Raw genomic sequence first — 20,785 nt, 5'->3', positions numbered from 1 at the left:
CTAAAAATATTCATCTAAAGTATATAAAAAATATTGCTAATTTTAATTAAAAAATTAATTATTTTTACATCATAGGAAATTTATATAATGCATTTATAAATATGAAAGATAACTCTTTATTTATTCCTGTAAAAAAATCTTTCCCAATTTTAATAAAAATAAATCTCTTATATCAATGAAAAAAAATGTTTTTCAAAAAAAAAAAAATTTAGATCAATTAAAATTTAATGATCCTATTATACATATTGAACATGGTATTGGACGGTATCAAGGATTAACTAAAATAGAAACTGCGAGTATTGAATCTGAATATTTAGTGATTTTATATGCGGAACAAGATAAATTGTATGTTCCTATTTCTCATTTACATCTTATTTCTCCTTATTTTGGAATTACAGAAGAAAATACACCACTTCACAAATTAGGTGATAATGTTTGGAACAAAGAAAAAAAGAAAATTAATAAAAATCTTTATGATCATGCAGCCTGTTTATTGGATGTTTATGCAAAGAGATCATCTCAAAATGGATTTTCATTTCAAATTAATGAAAAGAAGTATCAATGTTTTTGCAAAGAGTTTCCATTTAAGACCACATTAGATCAAGACGAAGCGATACGATGCGTACTAAACGATATGAAAAAATCAATTCCAATGGATAGATTAATTTGTGGAGACGTGGGATTTGGTAAAACAGAAGTAGCAATAAGAGCTGCTTTCATATCTGTTTTAAATTATAAACAAGTTATTGTTTTAGTACCGACTACCTTATTAGCACAGCAACATTTCAATAATTTTAAAAAACGTTTTCATAATTGGTCTGTCAAAATTGATTTTTTATCTCGATTCAGAAATGCAAAAGAACAAGAAAACATTTTAAAAAAAATTCAAAATGGAGATATTAAAATATTAATAGGAACACATAAGGTTTTACTAAAAAAAATAAATTGGCACGATCTTGGTTTACTGATTATTGATGAAGAACATCGATTTGGTGTAAATCATAAAGAAACCATAAAAAAGTTATATCCTAATATTGATATATTAACTTTAACAGCTACACCTATACCTCGTACTCTTAATATGGCCATGACAGGTATCAGGGATTTATCTATTATATCACAACCTCCTAAAGAAAGATTAAAAATAAAAACCTTTATAGAAGAATATAATCCTATTTTAGTAAAAAAGGCAATTGTACGTGAAATATCTAGAGGTGGACAGGTATATTATATTTATAATAAAGTTCAAAATATCAATAATATAGCAAGGAAATTATCAAATTTAGTTCCTGAAGCAAACATTAAAATAGGTCATGCTAAAATGAAAAAATCTGAATTAAAAAGGACAATGAACGAGTTTTATCATAAAAATTTTAATGTTTTAGTTTGTACAACTATTATTGAAAGTGGTATTGATATACCCAAAGCAAATACAATTATTGTAGAAAATTCAGATTATTTCGGATTATCTCAACTTCATCAACTTAGAGGAAGAATTGGAAGATCAAATTGTCAAGCATACTCTTTTTTTCTTGTTAATAATTTGAAAAAAATTACACCAGATGCACAAAAAAGATTATATGCTATTTCATCAATAAATAATTTTGGAGGAGGATTTACCTTATCAAATGAAGATTTAGAAATCAGAGGTATAGGTGAATTATTAGGTAAGGAACAAAGTGGTCATATACAGAATATTAGTTTTTCTTTATATATAAAATTATTAAAAAAAGCAATTAAAATTTTAAAAAATAGCACAACACAACCCTCATTAGAAAATTTAATAAAAAAATCAGATGTTGAGCTCTATGTACCTTCTTTATTACCTTCAAATTATATTTTCGATGTAAATACAAGATTATTTTACTATAAAAAAATTGCAAATTCTAAAAATAAAAATGATATAGAGAAAATTCAATCTGAATTAGTAAAAAAATTTGGAAAATTACCTATTCCTGCAAAAAATCTAATTTTAATTTCTAAAATTAGATTGTTAACAGAAGAGATTGGTATTGTACGAATTAAGTCTAATGGGAAAATAGGAATTATAGAATTTGATACCCATAATTCTATCAATACAGAATATTTATTAAAACTATTTAAACAAGAACCTAATTTTTGGAAAATGGAAAATTCAATAAAATTAAATTTTTTTCATGATTTGAAAGACGATTATACACGTCTGAAATGGATTAAAAATTTGCTAAAAAATTTAAGTAAAAAAACAATATAAAATCAAAATAGATTAAAGTTATTCTTAAAAAATTTTATGAAGAATTATATAAAAAATATTTATTTTTTTAAAAAAATATTGAGGAAAATGTATGCAACAAATTATTTATATTGCTAACGCGGAAAGTGAAAATATAGAGGTCTGGATTTTATATAACAACGGAGATATGAAATTAATACAAACAGTTCAAACTGATGGTCAGGTACAACCTATTTCAATTATAAAAAATACAAAGTTATTATATGCTGGAATTCGTCCTAAGAATCGTGTTATTACCTATCAGATAGATAAAAACGGTTTATTGAAAAAAAAAAAAGAAAGTATTGTTCCTGGTACTCCTAATTATATTTCTTTCGATAGCAGTGAAAAGTTTTTATTCTGTAGTTCTTATCATGCTGATTGCATAAGTGTAAGTCCATTAGACAAAAATGGAATTCCTAAAGACCCAATACAAATTATTCATAATATTGAAGGTTGTCATGCTGCTAAATTCAATAGTAAATATAATGTTTTATTTATAACTTCATTAAAAAATGATTGTATTTATTTATATTACTTAACACATTTTGGTATATTGAAAAGCACAGAACAAAAATTAGTTTTTTCTCAAAAAAATTCAGGACCACGTCATGTTATATTTCATCCTAATCAAAATTTTTCTTATACCGTTAATGAATTAAATGGTAGTGTTGACGTATGGAAAATATCTAAAGAAAATAAAGTATTAGAGGTAAAAAACATACAAAATATAAAATTATTAAATGATTTGATTTCAAAAAAATATTGGTCTTCTGATATTCACTTAACTTCATGCGGCAATTTTTTATATGTATCCGATAGATATTTGAATAGTATTTCACTATTTCATGTTAATAAAAATGATAATACAATTATTTTTTTTAAACAATATCTTACAGAAGAACAACCTCGTGCATTTTGTATTGATAGAAATAATAATTATTTAATAGTTATTGGACAAAAATCTAATAAGTTAAGTGTATATAAAATTTGTCAAAAAACAGGTGAATTAAAAAAAATAAATCAATATCAAACAGGTAACGGTCCTTTATGGATAACTTCATTTTTAATTTAAATTTTTCAAAGAGAAATATTATAAATTAAATATTTTCTACATTAAATAATGTATCATTATCTAAAGATTTTTCAATAACATTGATAAGTTTTTTTAAACAATTCATACTTATAATATAAGGTGGTACAATATAAATTATTTTTTTAAAAGGTCGAATCCAAACACCATTTTTTACAAAAAATTTTTGTATGAGAGCCATGTTTACAAAATGAAAACATTCAACTACACCAATTGCACCTAATACGCGAACATCTACTACTCTTGGATGATGAATTAACGGTAATAAACTTTGACAAAGTTGTTTTTCAATGTTAATAACTTGTTTTTTCCATTCATTTTTTTCTAATATTTTTATATTAGCATTAGCCACTGCACATGCTAATGGATTACCCATATAAGTTGGTCCATGCATAAAGCAACTTACCTTACTGCTGCTAATTGTATGTGCAATATTTCGTGAAGTTAAAGTGGCAGCTAATGTTATTGTACCACCTGTCATAGCTTTACCTAAACATAGTATATCTGGTATAACATTAGCGTGTTGAAAAGCAAAAAATTTTCCAGTACGGCCGAATCCTGTTGCAATTTCATCAAATACTAATGGAATAGAATAAGCTTTACATAATTTTTTTATTTCTTTTAGATATGTAGGATGATAAAAATTCATTCCTCCTACACCTTGTACAATAGGTTCTAGTATTACACCAGCTATTTTTTTTGATTTTTTTTCTATTATTTTTTTAAAAGATTGGATATCAATAGAATTCCATTCTTTATGAAAAGAAGAAGTAGGTGTTTCTGCAAATAAATTTTTAGGTAAAAATTTGTTATATATTTTATGCATAGAATTATTGGGATCAGAAATGGACATAGCTGAAAAAGTATCTCCATGATATCCATTTTTAATTGTTAGAATTTGTGTTCTTTTTTGTCCTAATGCTTCCCAATATTGTATTAACATTTTTATTGCAACTTCAATAGCTATTGAACCAGAATCAGAAAGAAAAACACAATCTAATTTTTTTGGAGTTAATTTTAGCAATTTTCTACAAAGTAGAATAGCAGAAGGATGAGTAATCCCTCCAAACATTACATGGGACATTTTTCTTATTTGTTTTTTTAAAGATTTATTTAATATAGGATGATTATAACCGTGTATGGTAGACCACCATGAAGACATACCATCTATTATATTTTTTCCATTTTTTAATTTTAAATAAACACCTTTTGCTGATATTACAGAATAACAAGGAAGAGGATTGACCATAGAAGAATATGGATGCCAAATATGTTTATGATCAAAAAATATATCAGATTGACTCATTATGATTTATATATAAAAATATTAAATAATTCATTATAAACTTTTAATTAAACAAAATCATATTTTTTTTGGAGATTAATATGAAACGAAAATGGAACCTAGAAGATACAAAAAAACTTTTTTCAAAACCCTTTTTTGATCTTATATTCGAAGCTCAAAAAAAACACCGTGAATATTTTAATCCTAATAGAATACAAATTAGTACATTACTATCAATTAAAACTGGAGCGTGTCCAGAAGATTGCAAGTATTGTCCACAAAGTTCAAGATATAAAACTGGTTTAAAAAAAGAGCCGTTATTAGAAATAGAACAAATTTTAAAAGCTGCAAAAAAAGCTAAATCTTCAGGTTCAACTCGATTTTGCATGGGTGCTGCATGGAAAAATCCTAAAGAAAAAGATATGCCATATTTAGAAAAAATTGTTAAAGAAGTAAAAAAAATGGGCATGGAAACCTGTATGACTTTAGGAACATTAAATAATTCTCAGGCAAAAAAATTAGCTAAAGCAGGTTTAGATTTTTATAATCATAATTTAGATACATCATCTAATTTTTATAGCAGTATTATAACAACTCGTACATATGAAGAACGTTTAAGTACTTTAAAAAAGGTTCGAAATTCAGGTATGAAAATTTGTTCTGGAGGAATTATTGGTCTTGGGGAAAAAAAACAAGATCGTATGGAACTTTTAATGGAATTATCTAATTTATCTATTCAACCAGAAAGTGTACCAATAAATATGTTAGTAAAAATACCAGGAACACCTATGGAAAAAAATGAAAATGTCGATCCATTTGAATTTATTAGAGTTATTGCAGCTACAAGAATTATGATGCCAAAATCTTATATTCGATTGTCTGCAGGTCGTGAAAACATGAGTGATGAAACTCAAGCTATGTGTTTTATGGCAGGAGCAAATTCTATTTTTTATGGATGTAAATTATTAACTTCAAGTAATCCGAAAGAAGAAAAAGATCAAAAACTTTTTGAAAAATTAGATCTTTTTCCTGATTACAAGATACAAAGCATTACAGAAGAAAATAAAAATAATGAAAACTTAAAAATATCTGATGTAAATAAAGCACAATACTATAATGCGGCAATTTAATAAACTAAATACAAAGATATTTTTTAAGAAATATTTTTATTTATTTTAAAATATCTATTTTTTAATTTGAGTAACCAACCGTTATATTCTTTTGTATTAATAAATTAATTAAATACATAGAATAAACTGAGTTGAGTTACCCAACTTAAATTTTTATAAATTTAAAACAATTAACTTTAATAAACAATCTACATCGTATATTTTACTTAACTAATTAAATCAATTATGATAAAAAAAATATTTATCACAGGTACTGATACAGGTATCGGAAAAACAATTGTAAGCGGTATTTTATTAAAAAAAGCTAATGAATTAGGATATAAAACTGCAGGATATAAACCGATATCTTCTGGAATAAAAAAACGTAAGATGATATCTTCTGTAATGCAAAAAAAAAAAAATATAAATTTATCAATCAAGATGCTATAATTTTAAAAGAAAATAGTTCTGTTATATTAGATTATAAAGAAGTAAATCCAATTTCATTTTCTGGCAACATACCTCCTCATATGATGAGTTTAATTCAAAAAAAAGTTATACGGAAAAAAGATTTATCTTTAGGGTTGCGTCGTATTTCTAAAAAATCTAATTGGATTTTGATAGAGGGAGCTGGAGGCTGGTATACACCTTTATCTGACAGAGTGTCTTTTTCAGATTGGGTTAAAGAAGAACAATTAGAAATTATCTTTGTCGTAGGTATCAAATTAGGATGTATTAATCATGCTATCTTAACTGAAAAAGCTATTCTTTCAGAAAATTTAACATGTTTAGGATGGATTGCTAATAATATAATTCCGAAAAATAAATACACTTCGTATTATATCCAAACTTTGTTAAGTTATATTAAATCACCATTATTAGGAACAATTCCTTATTTAAAAAACATACATTCAATTAATTTTAAAAAAATAAAAATTCTGGTTCCTGAATAAAATATAAAAGTAAATTTTTTTCAAAAATTTATTATTATTATAATTAATATTATCTTTAACAAAGATGGATATACTAAGCTTTTTTTGATTTAAATATAGACAGGATATTTTGAACAGAGTTTTAATACTTCATTTTTTATGCCAAGAAGACTATTTTTATCTTTAATATTATTTAAAATATGAACGATCCAATCTGATATTTGTAACATTTCGTTTTCTTTAAAACCTCTTTTTGTAACCGCAGGTGTCCCAATACGAATTCCTGATGTAATAAAAGGACTTCTAAGATCATTTGGAATAGTATTTTTATTAACAGTTATATTACATTTACCCAAAGCAATATCAGCTTCTTGTCCAGTTATATTTTTGCTTGTTAAATCTAGTAAAAATAAATGATTAAATGTGTTTCCGGATACAATTTGATAATCTTTTTTTAAAAAAGATTGAACCATAACTTGAGCATTTTTAATTACCTGTTTTTGATATATTTTAAAAGCAGGTTCTAAAGCTTCTTTAAAAGCAATAGCTTTTGCTGCAATAACATGCATAAGCGGTCCACCTTGTGCTCCTGGAAAAACAGATAAATTTATTTTTTTATAGAAAGTATTAGTTCCATTTTTAGCTAAAATTAAACCACCTCGAGGACCTGCTAATGTTTTATGTGTCGTACTTGTTACAACATGTGCATAATCTATAGGATTAGGATAAAGATTCGCCGCTATTAAACCAGCAACGTGAGCAATATCAACAACAAAATAAGCGTTAATTTCGTCAGCAATATCGCGCATTTTTGACCAATTACAAATGCCAGAATAGGCTGAAAAACCACCAATAATCATTTTAGGTTTATATTTCTTTGCTAATGTTAAAATTTCTTGATAGTCAATATTTCCTTTTTTATCTACTCCATACCCAATAACATTATATGTTTTCCCTGAAAAATTTACAGAAGAACCATGTGTTAAATGACCTCCGTGCGATAATTTCATGCCTAATATTGTATCACCAGGATTTAACAGTGCTGTATAAACAGCAAAATTAGCTTGAGATCCTGAATGAGGTTGAACGTTGGCATAATCAGCATTAAAGAGTTTTTTAGCTCGATTAATCGCTAATTTTTCTATAATATCTACATATTTGCAACCACCATAGTAACGTTTTTCAGGATAACCTTCTGCATATTTGTTAGTTAATTGTGAACCTTGTACATGCATAACGTAATTACTAGTATAATTTTCTGATGCGATTAATTCTATATGGTTTTCTTGTCTATTTTTTTCTTGATCTATCGCTTTCCATAATTCTGGATCATATTTTGAAAATTCTATTTTTGTATTAAACATTTTTTTCCTATAAATTTAAAATAAGATAAATATCAAACATATATAACGAAATTTTATAAAAATATTTTCTTTTAATTACCTTGTTTGTAAAAAATTTTTTTAATCTTTAATATTAATTCACTTTTTGAAAAAAAATATTCCCTCCCCCTTTTTAAATCTTTTAATAAAAAACAATTTTTTTTTATTTCGTTTGCACCTATTAAAATTGCAATATGAGCTAGAGAATCTACAGCATTTTTTATTTTTTTTGAAAGACTACAAGTCATGAAATCTACAAATATTTTTAATTTAGGATATATATTTCTTATTTCTTCTGATAAGCTTATTGCATAAATTTTATTTAATTCTCCTATAAATATGATATAGATATTGATGTCTTCTTCTTTGCAAGAGATAATATTTAATGATTTTATTAATAAAACTAAACGTTCAATACCTATTGCAAATCCTATTGCAGATGTTTTATTTCCACCTAATTCTTGAACTAAAGAATCATATCTCCCGCCAGCACAAATAGTATTTTGTGATCCAATTTGATCAATTTTCCATTCAAATACAGTACTATTATAATAATCTAACCCACGTACTAAATTTTGGTTGTGTATATATTTGATTCCATATGAATCCATCATATTACATAGACTATTAAAGTGATTAATTGCAGAAGTATTGATATAATTTTTTAATAATGGAGCTTTTTTTAAAATTTTCTGCATCATGTCGTTTTTAGAATCTAAGATCCTAAAAGGATTAGTATATAATCGTTTTTTAGAATCTTCATCTAAAATATTTTTATATTTTTCAAGAAAAAAAACTAACTCTTTTTGATATTTAATACGATCTAATTTTGAACCAATTGAATTAATTTCTAATTTTATATGAAGATTAATACCTAAACATTTCCATAAACGACTTATTAATAAAATAATTTCTAAATCAATATCTGGTGTATTCAATCCAAATACTTCAACACCTAACTGATAAAATTGACGATATCTTCCCTTTTGTGGCCTTTCATATCTAAACATAGGACCTAAATACCAAAATCTTTGTTTTTTTTGAAATAATAGATTATTTTCTATTATAGCACGCACACAACCCACCGTTCCTTCAGGACGCAAAGTTAAACTATTTCCCTTTTTATCTTTAAAAGAATACATTTCTTTTTCAACTACATCAGTTATATTTCCAATAGCTCTTTGAAAAATTTTAGTTTTTTCTAATATAGGTAATCTAATTTCTTCATAACAATAACTAGTTAATATTTTTTGAATAATATTTTCTATTTTTTTCCAAATTTTTAATTCTTCAGGAAGATAATCGTGCATTCCTCTTACTGAATTAATTTTTTTATTCACTATTTTCTCTTATTATTTTTCTTATGTTTATTTTTTAATCGTAGTTAAATAATTTTTTTTAATTTATCTAATGATTTTGCTTTTTTACGAATTTTAATCTCTAATTCTTTGATAATTTCTTGATTTTTTAACTTGTTTTTTTGACGAATACCATCTTTATATAATGCACTTGTTTTAGATCCTCCAACAATTCCTAATGTAGATACCTTAGCCTCTCCTATTCCATTAACAATACAACCGATAATAGAAACATTCATAGGAGTTGAAAGATCTTCCAAATTTTTTTCTAATTGATTTACTACATCAATTACATTAAATTCTTGCCTAGAACAAGTCGGACATGCAATAAAATTAACACCCCTAAATCTAATTCCTAAAGTTTTTAAAATATCATATCCTACCTTTACCTCTTCTACTGGATCTGCAGCAAGTGAAATTCTTAAAGTATCACCAATACCAGATAATAATAAAGAAGTTATTCCAATAGAAGATTTGACTATCCCATTGCGTAAAGCTCCTGATTCCGTTATCCCAATATGTATTGGTTGCACAGTTTTTTTTGCTAAAATTTCATTTGCTTCTATTGCTGAAAAGACATCAGATGTCTTTACACTAACTTTAAATTGATTAAAGTTTAAACTATCTAAATATTCAATATGTCTGATAGCTGATTCTACTAAAGCTTCAGGAATTGGTGATTTGTATTTTTTTAATAAATCATTTTCTAATGAACCTGCATTAACACCAATTCTAATAGGTATATTTTTGTCTTTTGCACAATTAACGATGTCTAATATTCTTCTTTTGTTGCCAATATTACCTGGATTAATTCTTAAACAATCAGCTCCATATTTTATTGATTTAATAGCTAATCTATAATCAAAATGTATATCAGCAATTAATGGAACGTCTACATTTAATTTAATTATTTTAAATGACTCTGCAGCTTCTAGGGTAGGAACTGAAATTCGAACAATATCTACTCCTACTTTTTTCAATTTTATAATTTGTTTTATTGTTTCTTCTATATTTGTAGTTTGAGTATTAGTCATTGACTGCACAGAAATAGGTGCTCCATCTCCAATAGGTACATTACCAACATAAATACGATTAGATTTTCTTCTTTTAATATTTTTATATTTATTCATTTTTCGTTATATATATATGCTTAATATTGTCTTTATAAATTACAAGAGTATTTTAGTATTTTAGATAAAATATTAAAAACGTTTAAACGTTAATAGGCTTAAAAAATTTATAATTAATTTTTAATACGATTAACTATATCACCAGTTAATTGACCGCATGCAGCGCCAATATCTTGACCTCTATTTTTTCTAATTGTTGTATTAAACCCTTTTTTTCTTAAAATATTTGCAAAAATATTAATCCTATTCTTACTACTGCATATAAAGTTTGCATTTTTAAAAAAATTCCAAGGAATAAGATTTATTTTACTAGGTATTTTTTTTAAAATATTTCCTAATTCTTCAGCATGTTCATTTAAATCATTAATACCCCTCAGCATGACATATTCTACAGTAACACCACCTCTATTTGCATGAGAATGTTTTAAGTATTTAGAAACAGAGTTTAAAAAAGATTTGATATTATATTTCATATTTATCGGCATAATTGAATTTCTAATAAAATCATTTGGTGCATGTAAAGATATAGCTAAACTAACATCAATCTTTTTAATAAGTTTATTTAATGCTGGTACAATTCCTGAAGTAGAGAGAGTAATACGACGTTTCGATAATCCAAATCCATTTTTATCTAAAATAATTTTTATTGCAGAAATAACGTTATTTAAATTTAATAAAGGTTCGCCCATACCCATAAAAACTATGTTAGTAATTGTACTGTTATTTTTTTTTTCTTTTAAAATTTTATTTGCTTGCCAAATTTGCGAAATGATTTCTGACACTTTTAAATTTCTATTAAAACCTTGTTGCCCAGTAGCACAAAACTTGCATTTTAAAGAACAACCAATTTGAGAAGAAACACAAAGAGTAGCACGTTTTTTTTCAGGAATATAAATAGTTTCTATTTTTTGTTTATCAATAGATGTAATCCATTTTACAGTACCATCATAAGATATTTTTTCTTCTATAAAATTTGATGCAAATATATAAGATCGTTCATTTAATTTTTTTCTGATATCTTTTTTAAGATTTGACATTAAATTAAAATTATTGCAATGACGATTGTAAATCCATTTCATAAGTTGATCTGTAACAAATTTTTTTGCTCCAAGAGAAAGAAGAAAAATTTCTATTTCTTTACGATTTAAATCTAATAAGTTGATTTTATCATCAGAAATATTTTTTATATTAATACTTTTATGCATCTAATAGCCTTAAGTAATTAGTTCACAAATATTTTATATATAAATAATTGTTATAATAATTAGTTTAATTAAAAAATATTACAAATATATAAATTATGATATTATAAAAAATAATATATTTTTTTTACAAAAAATTTATTTTTTTAAAATTTAGGAGAATATAATGCATCCCATGTTAAATATTGCCATTCGTGCAATTCGAAAAGGAGGAAACATTATTGTACAAAATTATGATACTCAAAAATTTATTAAAGAAGATTTAGATAAAAAGAAAATATTTATTAAAAACATAATGTATAAAACATATAGAATAATTAGTGAAGTAATTTATAAATCTTATCCTAATCATATCATTTTGAATAAAAATACTGATCTTATAAAAAATGAAAAAAATACTTTATGGATTATTAATGAATTAGACGGAAAAAATAATTTCATTAAAAATTTTCCGCATTTTTGTATATCTATTGCTGTTATTATGAAAAATAATACAGAAATTTCAGTAATATATGATCCTATAAGAAATGATTTATTTACAGCTGTCAAGGGACAAGGTTCACAATTAAATGGTTATCGTATTAGATGCAATAATATTAACAGTTTAAATTATAGCACTATAGCTATTAATTTACCTCTTAAACACTACGCAAAATCTTTATTTTATTTAAAAATATATAAAAAGTTAATTTTGTCTGGAATTTCTCTTAGATGCACAGGTTCTACTCTATTGGATTTAGCATATGTAGCTTCTGGTAGAATAGATTGTTTATTTGATTTTAATCCACAATCCATTAATCTTATAGCAGGAAAATTACAAGCAAGAGAAGCAGGTTGTTTAACTAGTAAGTTTACTGAAAATAGTGAAAAAAAAAGTGAAAAAGGTAATTTTTGTACTTCAAATTTAACTAGTAGTTCGAAATTTATGAGATTAATTACTGAAAAAATAAGTCAATGTTACTCTTTCAATAATTAATTAGTTTATGTTATTTATTCACAATACACCATTTTCTATCAATAAAAAAAGCTGCCCAACCTGTAAATTTTCCTTCTTTTTTAGAGGCAATATATTGCTGTTTATTTAATTTATTAAAACATACTATAGTTTTATTTCCTTTGTTATCTCTTTGAGGTGCGCTAGCTAAATAGTGTAATTTTTTTGGTAATAAATATTCAAATCTAGCAAGTTCTTCTACAAAAGGAGATCTTGTTTCACGCGATTTAGGAAAGGTATTTGCAGCAAAAAAAATACCAGAAATTCCCTCTCTTAAAACAAACCATGTATTAGATTTTTCACATAATATATCAGGAAATGGAATAGGTTCAAATTTTGGTTCTGATATTTCACCGTTAGGTAAAATTTTTCGTGTATTTTTACATGTATCATTAATGCACATGAAAAAATTTCCAAATCTACCTGTTTTAAATAACATATCATTTTTACATTTTTCACATTTTATTTTTTTTAATGAGCAATTTAAACTTTTTTTAAATATGCCTTTTTTAAGATTGTAACCATTACAACTAGGATTATTTATACAAATGAAAATTTTTAAATTTTCATTAATTAAATACACGTCCATTACCAAATTGCATTTTTTACATCTATTTTTTAAATGAAAATTTTTTTCTTCTTTTTTTGTTGTACTCAAATCATTTAATGAAATTAAATTTATTGTATTTTTACAGCGTTTTTCATTAGGTTCTGAATTATATCCTAAACAGCTTAAAAATACACCTGTAACAGCGGTTTTAATCCCCATTTTTTTATTACATAAAGAGCAATCAATTTCAGTCGGAACAGTCGTATTAAGTTCCATACCACCTTCTTCAGGAGGTTTTTTTGCTTGTTCTAACTGTTGAGAAAAATTATCAAAAAAAGAATTCAACAAATGTTTCCAATTAATTAATTTATCAGAAACTTGATCAAGATTTTTTTCCATACGAGCTGTAAAATCATAATCAACTAAATCAGAAAAATTTTTTTTCAATCGAGTTATAAGAATTTCTCCTATTTTTGCAGCATAAAATTTATTTTTTTTTATCTTTAAATACCCTTTTTCTTTTATTTTCGTTATTATAGTAGCGTAGGTAGAAGGTCTTCCAATACCTTTTTTTTCTAATTCACGTACTAAAGATGACTCACTAAAACGTGGTGGAGGCTTAGTAAAGATTTGATGAGGCAAAATTTTATCTAAAATCAATGTAGTTCCTATATCTAAAACAGGAAATTTAAAATTAACATTATTTGATTTTTTCAAAATTTTAGTCCATCCTGAAAAGAGCACTATTTTTGTATTTGACTGTAATTTAAATACATCAGCCATAACTGTCGTTTTAATAGATTTATATCTTTCTGATTTCATTTGAGAAGCAATAAAATAATTCCAAATTAATTTATATAATTTTTTAGCATCTGGATCACAATTATCAATATTTACAACTTGGACATCTGAAGGTCGAATAGCTTCATGAGCTTCTTGAGAATATTTTTGATTTGAGTATATATTTGATTTTTTAGGCAAAAAATCACTTCCATAAAAATTTTCTATATACGATCTAACTTTTTCAATAGCATAATTACTTAAAAAATAAGAATCAGTTCTTATATAAGTTATATATCCTTGCTCATATAATTTTTGCGCTAAAAACATTGTTTTTTTTACACTAAATCCCAAATCAATATTAGAAGCTTGTTGTAACGTCGAGGTAATTAATGGAGCTGGTGGTTTTTTTTTGAAAATTTTATCCTTTCGATCTGTAATAATAAAAGATAAATTTTTTATTTTTTCTATTGTAGAATTTACCTCTTTTTTATTATTTAATAAAAATGTTTTATTTCTATAATGTGTTATATCCATCGTGACTTTTTTATTTTCTTTAGATAAAAGAGAAAGACTAATTTTCCAATGTTCACGTTCGATAAAATTTTTTATTTCATATTCTCGATCTGTTATAAGTCGAACAGCTGCAGATTGAACACGACCTGCAGATAATCCTCTTGAGATTTTTTTCCATAATAAAGGTGAAATCATATAGCCTACAATTCTATCCATAAATCGACGAGCTTGTTGCGAATACACCCGGTTCATATTAATTTTACCAATATTTTGAAAAGCTTTTTCAATTGATTTTTTAGTTATTTCATTAAAAACAACACGTCTAAATTTAAGAGAATTTCCTCCAATTACCTCTTTTAAATGCCACGCTATTGCTTCACCTTCTCTATCTAAATCAGTAGCAAGATATATATAGTGAACTTTATTTGCAATATTTTTTAACTCAGAAATAATTTTTTCCTTACCAGGTAAAATATGATATTCTGCTTTCCAATTTTTATATGGATTAATCCCCATTTGTTGTATTAAAGCTGTTTTTTCATTATGTTTGATATTAGATTTTTTAATATTTTTTTTGTTTTTAGATTTATTATTTATTAAATCTCGTACATGACCCACACTAGATTTGACTATATATTGCTTACCTAAATATTTACTTATAGTTTTTGCTTTTACTGGTGATTCAACAATAACTAAAGATTTACACATAATTTTTATCCAATAATATCAAAATCTCTTTAATAATAAGACAAAGTCACAATTATAATTTACAATAGATTAAAAAATTTATATATATTTTAAATGTTTAGAGTATATACTCTAATTTAAAATTAAAATTTTTTAATGAGCTATTTAATTAAGTTTCACAAAATTTTTTTATAAGAAAATATTTTAATTATAATAATTTTAATGTTTTCTATAATGAAAGATGTAAAATTTTCTAATTTTTTGTTTTTATAAATGTATTGAATATTTAATAAAGTGTATTTTTCTTTCATTTTAGACATTAAAATATTATCACTTGTATTAATCTCATCAACTAAATTTTTTTTAAAAGCTATTGTTCCAAACCAATGTTCTCCGTTAGAGATATTTTCAATGTCTAAACATGGTCTCATTTTTTTTATAAATTTTTTAAAAATTTCGTGTGTTAAATTCAATTCTTGACAAAATTTTTTACGAGTTAATTCTGTATTTTGACCAAACATAGTTAATGTACGCTTATAATCTCCAGCAGTATGTAACTCAACATCAATGTTACATTTTTTTAATAATTTGTTAAAATTAGGTAACTGACCTACTACACCAATTGAACCTATTATAGCAAATGGTGCTGAAATAATATAATCTGCAACACAAGCCATCATATAACCTCCGCTAGCAGCAATTTTATCAATAGATATAATCAAACGTATTTTATTTTGACGCAATCTTTCCAATTGAGCTGCTGCTAAACCGTATCCATGAATTACACCACCTGAGCTTTCTAGTCGTAATAAAACCTCATCATCTTTGTTTGCAGCTAAAAGTATTGCAGATATCTCCTCTCTTAATCCAATAACTTCATGTGCATGAATTCCACCTTTGAAATCTAATACAAAAAGAGTTTTTTTCTTTAAAGTTACAATATTATTTTTATTTTTTTTTTCAAATTCTTTGTCTTTTTTTTTCTCTTCTTTTATCCATTTTTTCTTTTCTAATTTATTCATTTTAGATAATAAAATATCTTTTTTTATATTTTTATATTTTTCTTCTAATAAAATAATTTTAAATTTTTTCTGATCTGTTCTTTTTCTTTTTATTATATTAAAAATGAATGGAGTTATAAAAATAATAAATAAAAAAGTAATTGCTTTTGCTAAAAACAACTCGTAATTTAAAAGTAAATTCACAAAATTAACCTTTTTAAAAATAAATTTGTAGTGTATAAAAATTTTTTCAATTTTTTTTCTTGTTGATTATTTCTTTATCAAAATTAATTAGATTATATAATTTTTTCAAAAATATTGAATTTAACATCATCCATTGACCTTCTTTTAGATTTTTTGGTAAGATAATATTACCGTATCGAACTCTAATTAATTGATTTACTTGACATTGAATAGATTTAAACATTAATCTAATTTCACGATTTTTACCTTCGCACAAAATACCCTTAAACCATTTGTTTTTGCCTTCTTTTTTATCGTACAAGGGTACTATTTCTTTAAAAGAAACGTAACCATGTATAATTTTAACTCCTTTTCTTAAAATGTTTATTTTATTTTTGTTCATTTCTCCAAAAATTCGAATATTATATTCTCTTTCAATTTGACTACGTGGATGCATTAGTTTATTAGCTAATGTTCCGTCATTAGTGAATAACAACAAACCTTTAGTATTAATATCTAATCTTCCTACACTAACCCATCGATTTAAATTCAATTTAGGAAGTTTATCAAATACAGTTAATCTTTTTTGAAAATCATCTCTAGTGCAAACTTCTCCTATAGGCTTATTATAAATTAAAACTTTAGGAAGATTTTTGTTTCTTTTTACAATTATTTTTTTTTTATCAATTAAAATTTCACCAGGGTTTTTTTTATTTAAATACTGACCAATAATAGCTTTTTCACCATTAATACTTATTTTACCGCATTTAATCATACATTCAATAAAACGACGTGAACCATATCCTAAATCAGATAATATTTTTTGTATTTTTGCAGTCATTTTGAAAACCTTATAATATTTTTAAAAAAATTTATTGGAATTAAAGTTAATAATATTCCTAATCCTGACGGAATAATAAACCATAACTCATACAATAAGATTGTTTTTTTATAAATATATATTTCTAAAAAACCTGCAATTAATGGGAAAATTAAAAAAACTATAGAAGCATAGAACGAACTGACTCTTTTTTGCAAATAAAAATAAGATAAAATACCGCAAATACCACAAAAATTACCAAGATAAAAAACAGCTAAAATAGATCTAGTAGAAAAAAAATTAATGTTAGGAGATTCGATAAACCAGGATATAATAGACAAAAATATTCCAGATATTAAAGACGGTAGTGCATTAAATGTAATAACAGATACATTACAAGATTTTTTTTGACATTCAACGTAAATTACAGCATGACTAAGTAATGCTAAAAGTAAAGCTAAAATACCTTTCCACTGAAAAAAACATTCCGATTTAAGATCTATTAATAACACGAAAAATAATGTAATTAAAGCAATTACCATACCAACTTTTTGAATAAAATTTATTTTTTTTTTTAAATAGAAATGTGAAATTATTAATACTAAAACAGGCATATTAGCAAATATAATAGAAGAAATAGAAGAATTTACATAACTACCACCATATAACATTAATGTAAAAGGTATTGAAAAATAAAAGATAGAAATAAAAATTTGAAAACGTCTTTGACCATACGGGAATAAAAGAGGTTTTTTTGTTAAATAAGAAAGTATAATTAACAATGGAGAGGCTGCTAAAAATCTTATCCCAGTCGCAAAAAAAGGTGGGATTGTTTCTACTGCGATTTTCATTGCGATCCAAGTTGTCCCCCAAGTAATTGAAACTAAAAAAAACAACATTATGATTATAATTTTGTGCATATTAAAATTCCAAGATAATAAAAATATAGACTATATAACATATTAAACTAATAATAGTTACATCTTATTTTTTATAAAAAATAATAAAATATTTAAGGATAAATTTTTTTAAAAATTTAAATTGAATTATTTTAATCAATAGATTATTGTGAAAAATTATCAAGATAATAAAAAATCCCAATTTTTTTAAAAAATTTTTAAAAGGTCATTCATGCAAAATATTTTTAATAAAATTTATGAATCAAAATCCTTAAATCAAGAGGAAAGCTATCAACTTTTTAAATCAATTGCATTAGGTAAAATCAATGAAATACAATTATCATCTATTTTAACAGCAATGCAAATGCATGGTGAATCAGAAAAAGAAATATTAGGTGCAATATATGCATTTTCAGAAAGAATGAAATTCTTTCCTAGACCCAATTATATTTTTTCTGATATAGTTGGAACAGGTGGCGATAGTAAAAATACTATTAATGTCTCCACTTCGAGTGCTTTTGTTGCTGCATCCTGTGGATTTAAAATTATTAAACATTGTAACAAAGGAGTTTCAAGTAAATCTGGTTCTTCCGATCTTTTAAATAAATTTAAAATCAACTTAAATACATCTCTAGAAAATTCTAAAAAAATTTTAGATAAATTAAATATTTGTTTTCTGTTTGCTCCTAAATATCACAGTGTTTTTAAATATGCATCTAAAACTCGTAGTATCCTAAAAATTAAAACTATTTTTAATTTACTAGGACCATTTCTTAATCCTTCTCGTCCTCCTTTGACTTTAATTGGTGTTTATAAAAAAGATTTAGTAAATCCTATGTCTAGAATTTTAAAAAAACTAAAATATCAACGGGGTATAATTTTACATGGTGATGATACAGATGAAGTTACATTGCACGGTACGACATATATTTCTGAATTATTAAATAATAAAATTTATTCGTATGAATTAGAACCAGAGGATTTTGGTATAAAAAGACATTCTAAATCAATATTTGTAGAATATTCACCAGAAGAAAACTACCATATCATTAAAAAAACAATGCAGGGTAAAGGTGAAAAATTACATGAAGAATTAATTGCAGTTAATGTGGCATTATTACTAAAAATTTTTGGACACGAAAATTTAAAAGAAAATACAAAAATAGCACTGAAAAAAATTCGCAGTGGAGACGTTTATAAACATATAATGCAAGTTTCTAATATGTTGAAAGAAGATTAATATGCAAGAAACAATACTAAATAAAATTATAAAAGATAAAATAGATTGGATTAAATATAGAAAAAAAATACAACCATTAATTAAATTTAAAAACAAAATTAATAAAGAAACACGTAACTTTTATAATTCTTTAAAAGAAAAACGTCCCTTTTTTATATTAGAATGCAAAAAAAGTTCTCCTTCTTTAGGAATAATTAGAAAAAAATTTAATTTGATTGAAATTGCAAATATTTATAAAAATTATGCTTCAGCTATTTCAGTTCTTACAGATGAAAAATATTTTCATGGAAATATAGAATATATCAATGTTGTAAGAAGATGTGTATCTCAACCGATTTTATGCAAAGATTTTTTTATTGATTCATATCAAGTTTATTTAGCAAGATATTATAGTGCTGATGCTATTTTATTGATGTTATCTGTATTAAACGATAGTCAATATCTCGAACTATCTAGAATTGCAAAAGAATTAAATATGGGAGTACTGACAGAAATTAATAATATTAAAGAATTAAAGCGAGCTATCAAATTGAATGCTTCTGTTATTGGAATAAATAACCGTAATTTACACGATTTATCAATAGATTTGAATAGAACACGAACTTTATCACCTTTAATTAAAAATAAAATCATTGTTAGTGAATCAGGAATAAAAAAAAACCATCAGATAAAAGAATTAAGTAACATTGTTCATGGTTTTTTAATAGGTTCAAGTTTAATGTACAGGACAAATTTAGAAACAAATATCAAATCTTTAATCATAGGAGATAATAAGGTATGTGGACTGACTCGTATTATTGACGCAAAAATTGTAGAAAGTTGTGGTGCAGTCTATGGAGGATTAATTTTTGCAGACAATTCTTTACGTAAAACTAACGAAAAAATAGCAGAAAAAATGATTTTTGAAAATAATTTAAGATTCATAGGTGTTTTTCAAAATCAAGATATAGAAAAAATTGTTAATATAGCTCAACGACTTTCTTTATATGCTGTTCAATTACATGGTTCTGAAAATCAAAAATATATTAATATATTAAGAAAAAAATTATGTAAAAAAATAAAGATTTGGAAAGCTTTTTCTATTCAATCTACACTGCCATTATTAAATTGGGATCATATCGATAAATATATTTTTGATTCTGGTTCAGGAGGGACTAACAAAACTTTTAATTGGTCGATTTTAAAAGGATCTATTCTAGAAAATGTCATCCTAGCAGGGGGTATTAATACAGACAATGTTCTTATTGCATCGCAATTAAACTGTTCAGGATTAGATTTTAATTCAGGAGTAGAAAAATCTCCTGGCATCAAAGATCACAAAAAAATTAGTTTAATTTTTAAAAAACTAACTTTTTAATCAATTATATTAAAAA

General features: G+C 24.6%; 17 protein-coding genes. 8 read left to right on the top strand and 9 right to left on the bottom strand.

All coding sequences use genetic code 11. The features are described from left to right. The first annotated feature begins 175 nt into the window (after positions 1-175). On the top strand, positions 176-2,233 hold the full coding sequence (gene mfd / locus BUSG_RS01490) for a transcription-repair coupling factor (RefSeq protein WP_044006050.1): 2,058 nt from the start codon (positions 176-178) through the stop codon (positions 2,231-2,233). Between the two features lie 91 nt (positions 2,234-2,324). Further along, positions 2,325-3,326: a 6-phosphogluconolactonase gene (gene pgl, locus BUSG_RS01485; RefSeq protein ID WP_011053806.1), complete on the top strand. Its 1,002-nt coding sequence runs from the start codon at positions 2,325-2,327 to the stop codon at positions 3,324-3,326. A 25-nt stretch (positions 3,327-3,351) separates the two neighbouring features. Here the strand turns inward: pgl and bioA are convergent, their stop codons facing one another. Continuing rightward, positions 3,352-4,650: an adenosylmethionine--8-amino-7-oxononanoate transaminase gene (gene bioA, locus BUSG_RS01480; RefSeq protein WP_011053805.1), complete on the bottom strand. Its 1,299-nt coding sequence runs from the start codon at positions 4,648-4,650 to the stop codon at positions 3,352-3,354. An 80-nt stretch (positions 4,651-4,730) separates the two neighbouring features. On the opposite strand from bioA, the gene bioB reads away from it, so the two are divergent. The 3 genes from bioB (at position 4,731) to bioD (BUSG_RS01470) (ending at position 6,691) form a co-directional block, all read left to right on the top strand. Next, positions 4,731-5,759 carry a biotin synthase BioB gene (bioB, locus tag BUSG_RS01475; RefSeq protein WP_011053804.1) on the top strand — a complete coding sequence of 343 codons (1,029 nt, stop codon included), beginning with the start codon at positions 4,731-4,733 and terminating at the stop codon, positions 5,757-5,759. A 225-nt stretch (positions 5,760-5,984) separates the two neighbouring features. Beyond that, entirely contained in the window at positions 5,985-6,188 is a 204-nt protein-coding gene (bioD, locus tag BUSG_RS03290) for an ATP-dependent dethiobiotin synthetase BioD (RefSeq protein ID WP_244372261.1), read from the top strand. Beyond that, positions 6,134-6,691 carry a dethiobiotin synthase gene (gene bioD, locus BUSG_RS01470; RefSeq protein ID WP_369665113.1) on the top strand — a complete coding sequence of 186 codons (558 nt, stop codon included), beginning with the start codon at positions 6,134-6,136 and terminating at the stop codon, positions 6,689-6,691. Before bioD (BUSG_RS03290) ends, bioD (BUSG_RS01470) begins: the two co-directional genes overlap by 55 nt. Positions 6,692-6,780: 89 nt before the next feature. Here the strand turns inward: bioD (BUSG_RS01470) and glyA are convergent, their stop codons facing one another. The 4 genes from glyA to BUSG_RS01450 form a co-directional block, all read right to left on the bottom strand. Continuing rightward, positions 6,781-8,034, bottom strand: coding sequence for a serine hydroxymethyltransferase (gene glyA / locus BUSG_RS01465; RefSeq protein ID WP_011053803.1), 1,254 nt, complete (start codon positions 8,032-8,034; stop codon positions 6,781-6,783). A gap of 71 nt (positions 8,035-8,105) precedes the next feature. Then, positions 8,106-9,392, bottom strand: coding sequence for a histidine--tRNA ligase (hisS, locus tag BUSG_RS01460; protein ID WP_011053802.1), 1,287 nt, complete (start codon positions 9,390-9,392; stop codon positions 8,106-8,108). Between the two features lie 44 nt (positions 9,393-9,436). Then, positions 9,437-10,540, bottom strand: a complete 1,104-nt coding sequence (ispG, locus tag BUSG_RS01455; RefSeq protein ID WP_011053801.1) for a flavodoxin-dependent (E)-4-hydroxy-3-methylbut-2-enyl-diphosphate synthase — start codon at positions 10,538-10,540, stop codon at positions 9,437-9,439. A 113-nt stretch (positions 10,541-10,653) separates the two neighbouring features. After that, the gene (locus BUSG_RS01450; protein ID WP_011053800.1) at positions 10,654-11,745 is read right to left on the bottom strand and encodes a bifunctional tRNA (adenosine(37)-C2)-methyltransferase TrmG/ribosomal RNA large subunit methyltransferase RlmN; all 1,092 of its coding nucleotides are present in this window, start codon (positions 11,743-11,745) and stop codon (positions 10,654-10,656) included. A gap of 163 nt (positions 11,746-11,908) precedes the next feature. Here BUSG_RS01450 and BUSG_RS01445 point away from each other — a divergent pair, with 163 nt between their 5' ends. After that, the gene (locus BUSG_RS01445; RefSeq protein ID WP_011053799.1) at positions 11,909-12,718 is read left to right on the top strand and encodes an inositol monophosphatase family protein; all 810 of its coding nucleotides are present in this window, start codon (positions 11,909-11,911) and stop codon (positions 12,716-12,718) included. A 10-nt stretch (positions 12,719-12,728) separates the two neighbouring features. On the opposite strand, the gene topA is transcribed toward BUSG_RS01445, so the two are convergent. The 4 genes from topA to BUSG_RS01425 all read right to left on the bottom strand — a co-directional run bounded on the left by topA (position 12,729) and on the right by BUSG_RS01425 (position 18,193). Next, positions 12,729-15,290, bottom strand: a complete 2,562-nt coding sequence (topA, locus tag BUSG_RS01440) for a type I DNA topoisomerase (RefSeq protein WP_011053798.1) — start codon at positions 15,288-15,290, stop codon at positions 12,729-12,731. A 155-nt stretch (positions 15,291-15,445) separates the two neighbouring features. Further along, on the bottom strand, positions 15,446-16,474 hold the full coding sequence (gene sohB / locus BUSG_RS01435; RefSeq protein WP_011053797.1) for a protease SohB: 1,029 nt from the start codon (positions 16,472-16,474) through the stop codon (positions 15,446-15,448). A gap of 46 nt (positions 16,475-16,520) precedes the next feature. Beyond that, complete coding sequence (locus BUSG_RS01430; RefSeq protein WP_011053796.1) at positions 16,521-17,294, bottom strand: pseudouridine synthase; 774 nt, start codon at positions 17,292-17,294, stop codon at positions 16,521-16,523. After that, on the bottom strand, positions 17,291-18,193 hold the full coding sequence (locus BUSG_RS01425; protein WP_011053795.1) for a DMT family transporter: 903 nt from the start codon (positions 18,191-18,193) through the stop codon (positions 17,291-17,293). Before BUSG_RS01425 ends, BUSG_RS01430 begins: the two co-directional genes overlap by 4 nt. Positions 18,194-18,404: 211 nt before the next feature. Here BUSG_RS01425 and trpD point away from each other — a divergent pair, with 211 nt between their 5' ends. Together trpD and trpCF are read left to right on the top strand one after the other, a co-directional pair. Next, positions 18,405-19,412 carry an anthranilate phosphoribosyltransferase gene (gene trpD, locus BUSG_RS01420; protein ID WP_011053794.1) on the top strand — a complete coding sequence of 336 codons (1,008 nt, stop codon included), beginning with the start codon at positions 18,405-18,407 and terminating at the stop codon, positions 19,410-19,412. Position 19,413: 1 nt separating this feature from the next. Further along, positions 19,414-20,769 (top strand): bifunctional indole-3-glycerol-phosphate synthase TrpC/phosphoribosylanthranilate isomerase TrpF, encoded by a 1,356-nt coding sequence (gene trpCF / locus BUSG_RS01415; RefSeq protein ID WP_011053793.1) that lies wholly within the window; start codon positions 19,414-19,416, stop codon positions 20,767-20,769. Positions 20,770-20,785: the final 16 nt, after the last annotated feature.

This window comes from Buchnera aphidicola str. Sg (Schizaphis graminum) (assembly GCF_000007365.1).
Taxonomy (GTDB): Bacteria; Pseudomonadota; Gammaproteobacteria; order Enterobacterales; family Enterobacteriaceae; genus Buchnera; species Buchnera aphidicola.
The sequence above is the reverse complement of the archived record's forward strand: the minus strand, read 5'-3'. Positions and strand labels throughout refer to the sequence as shown.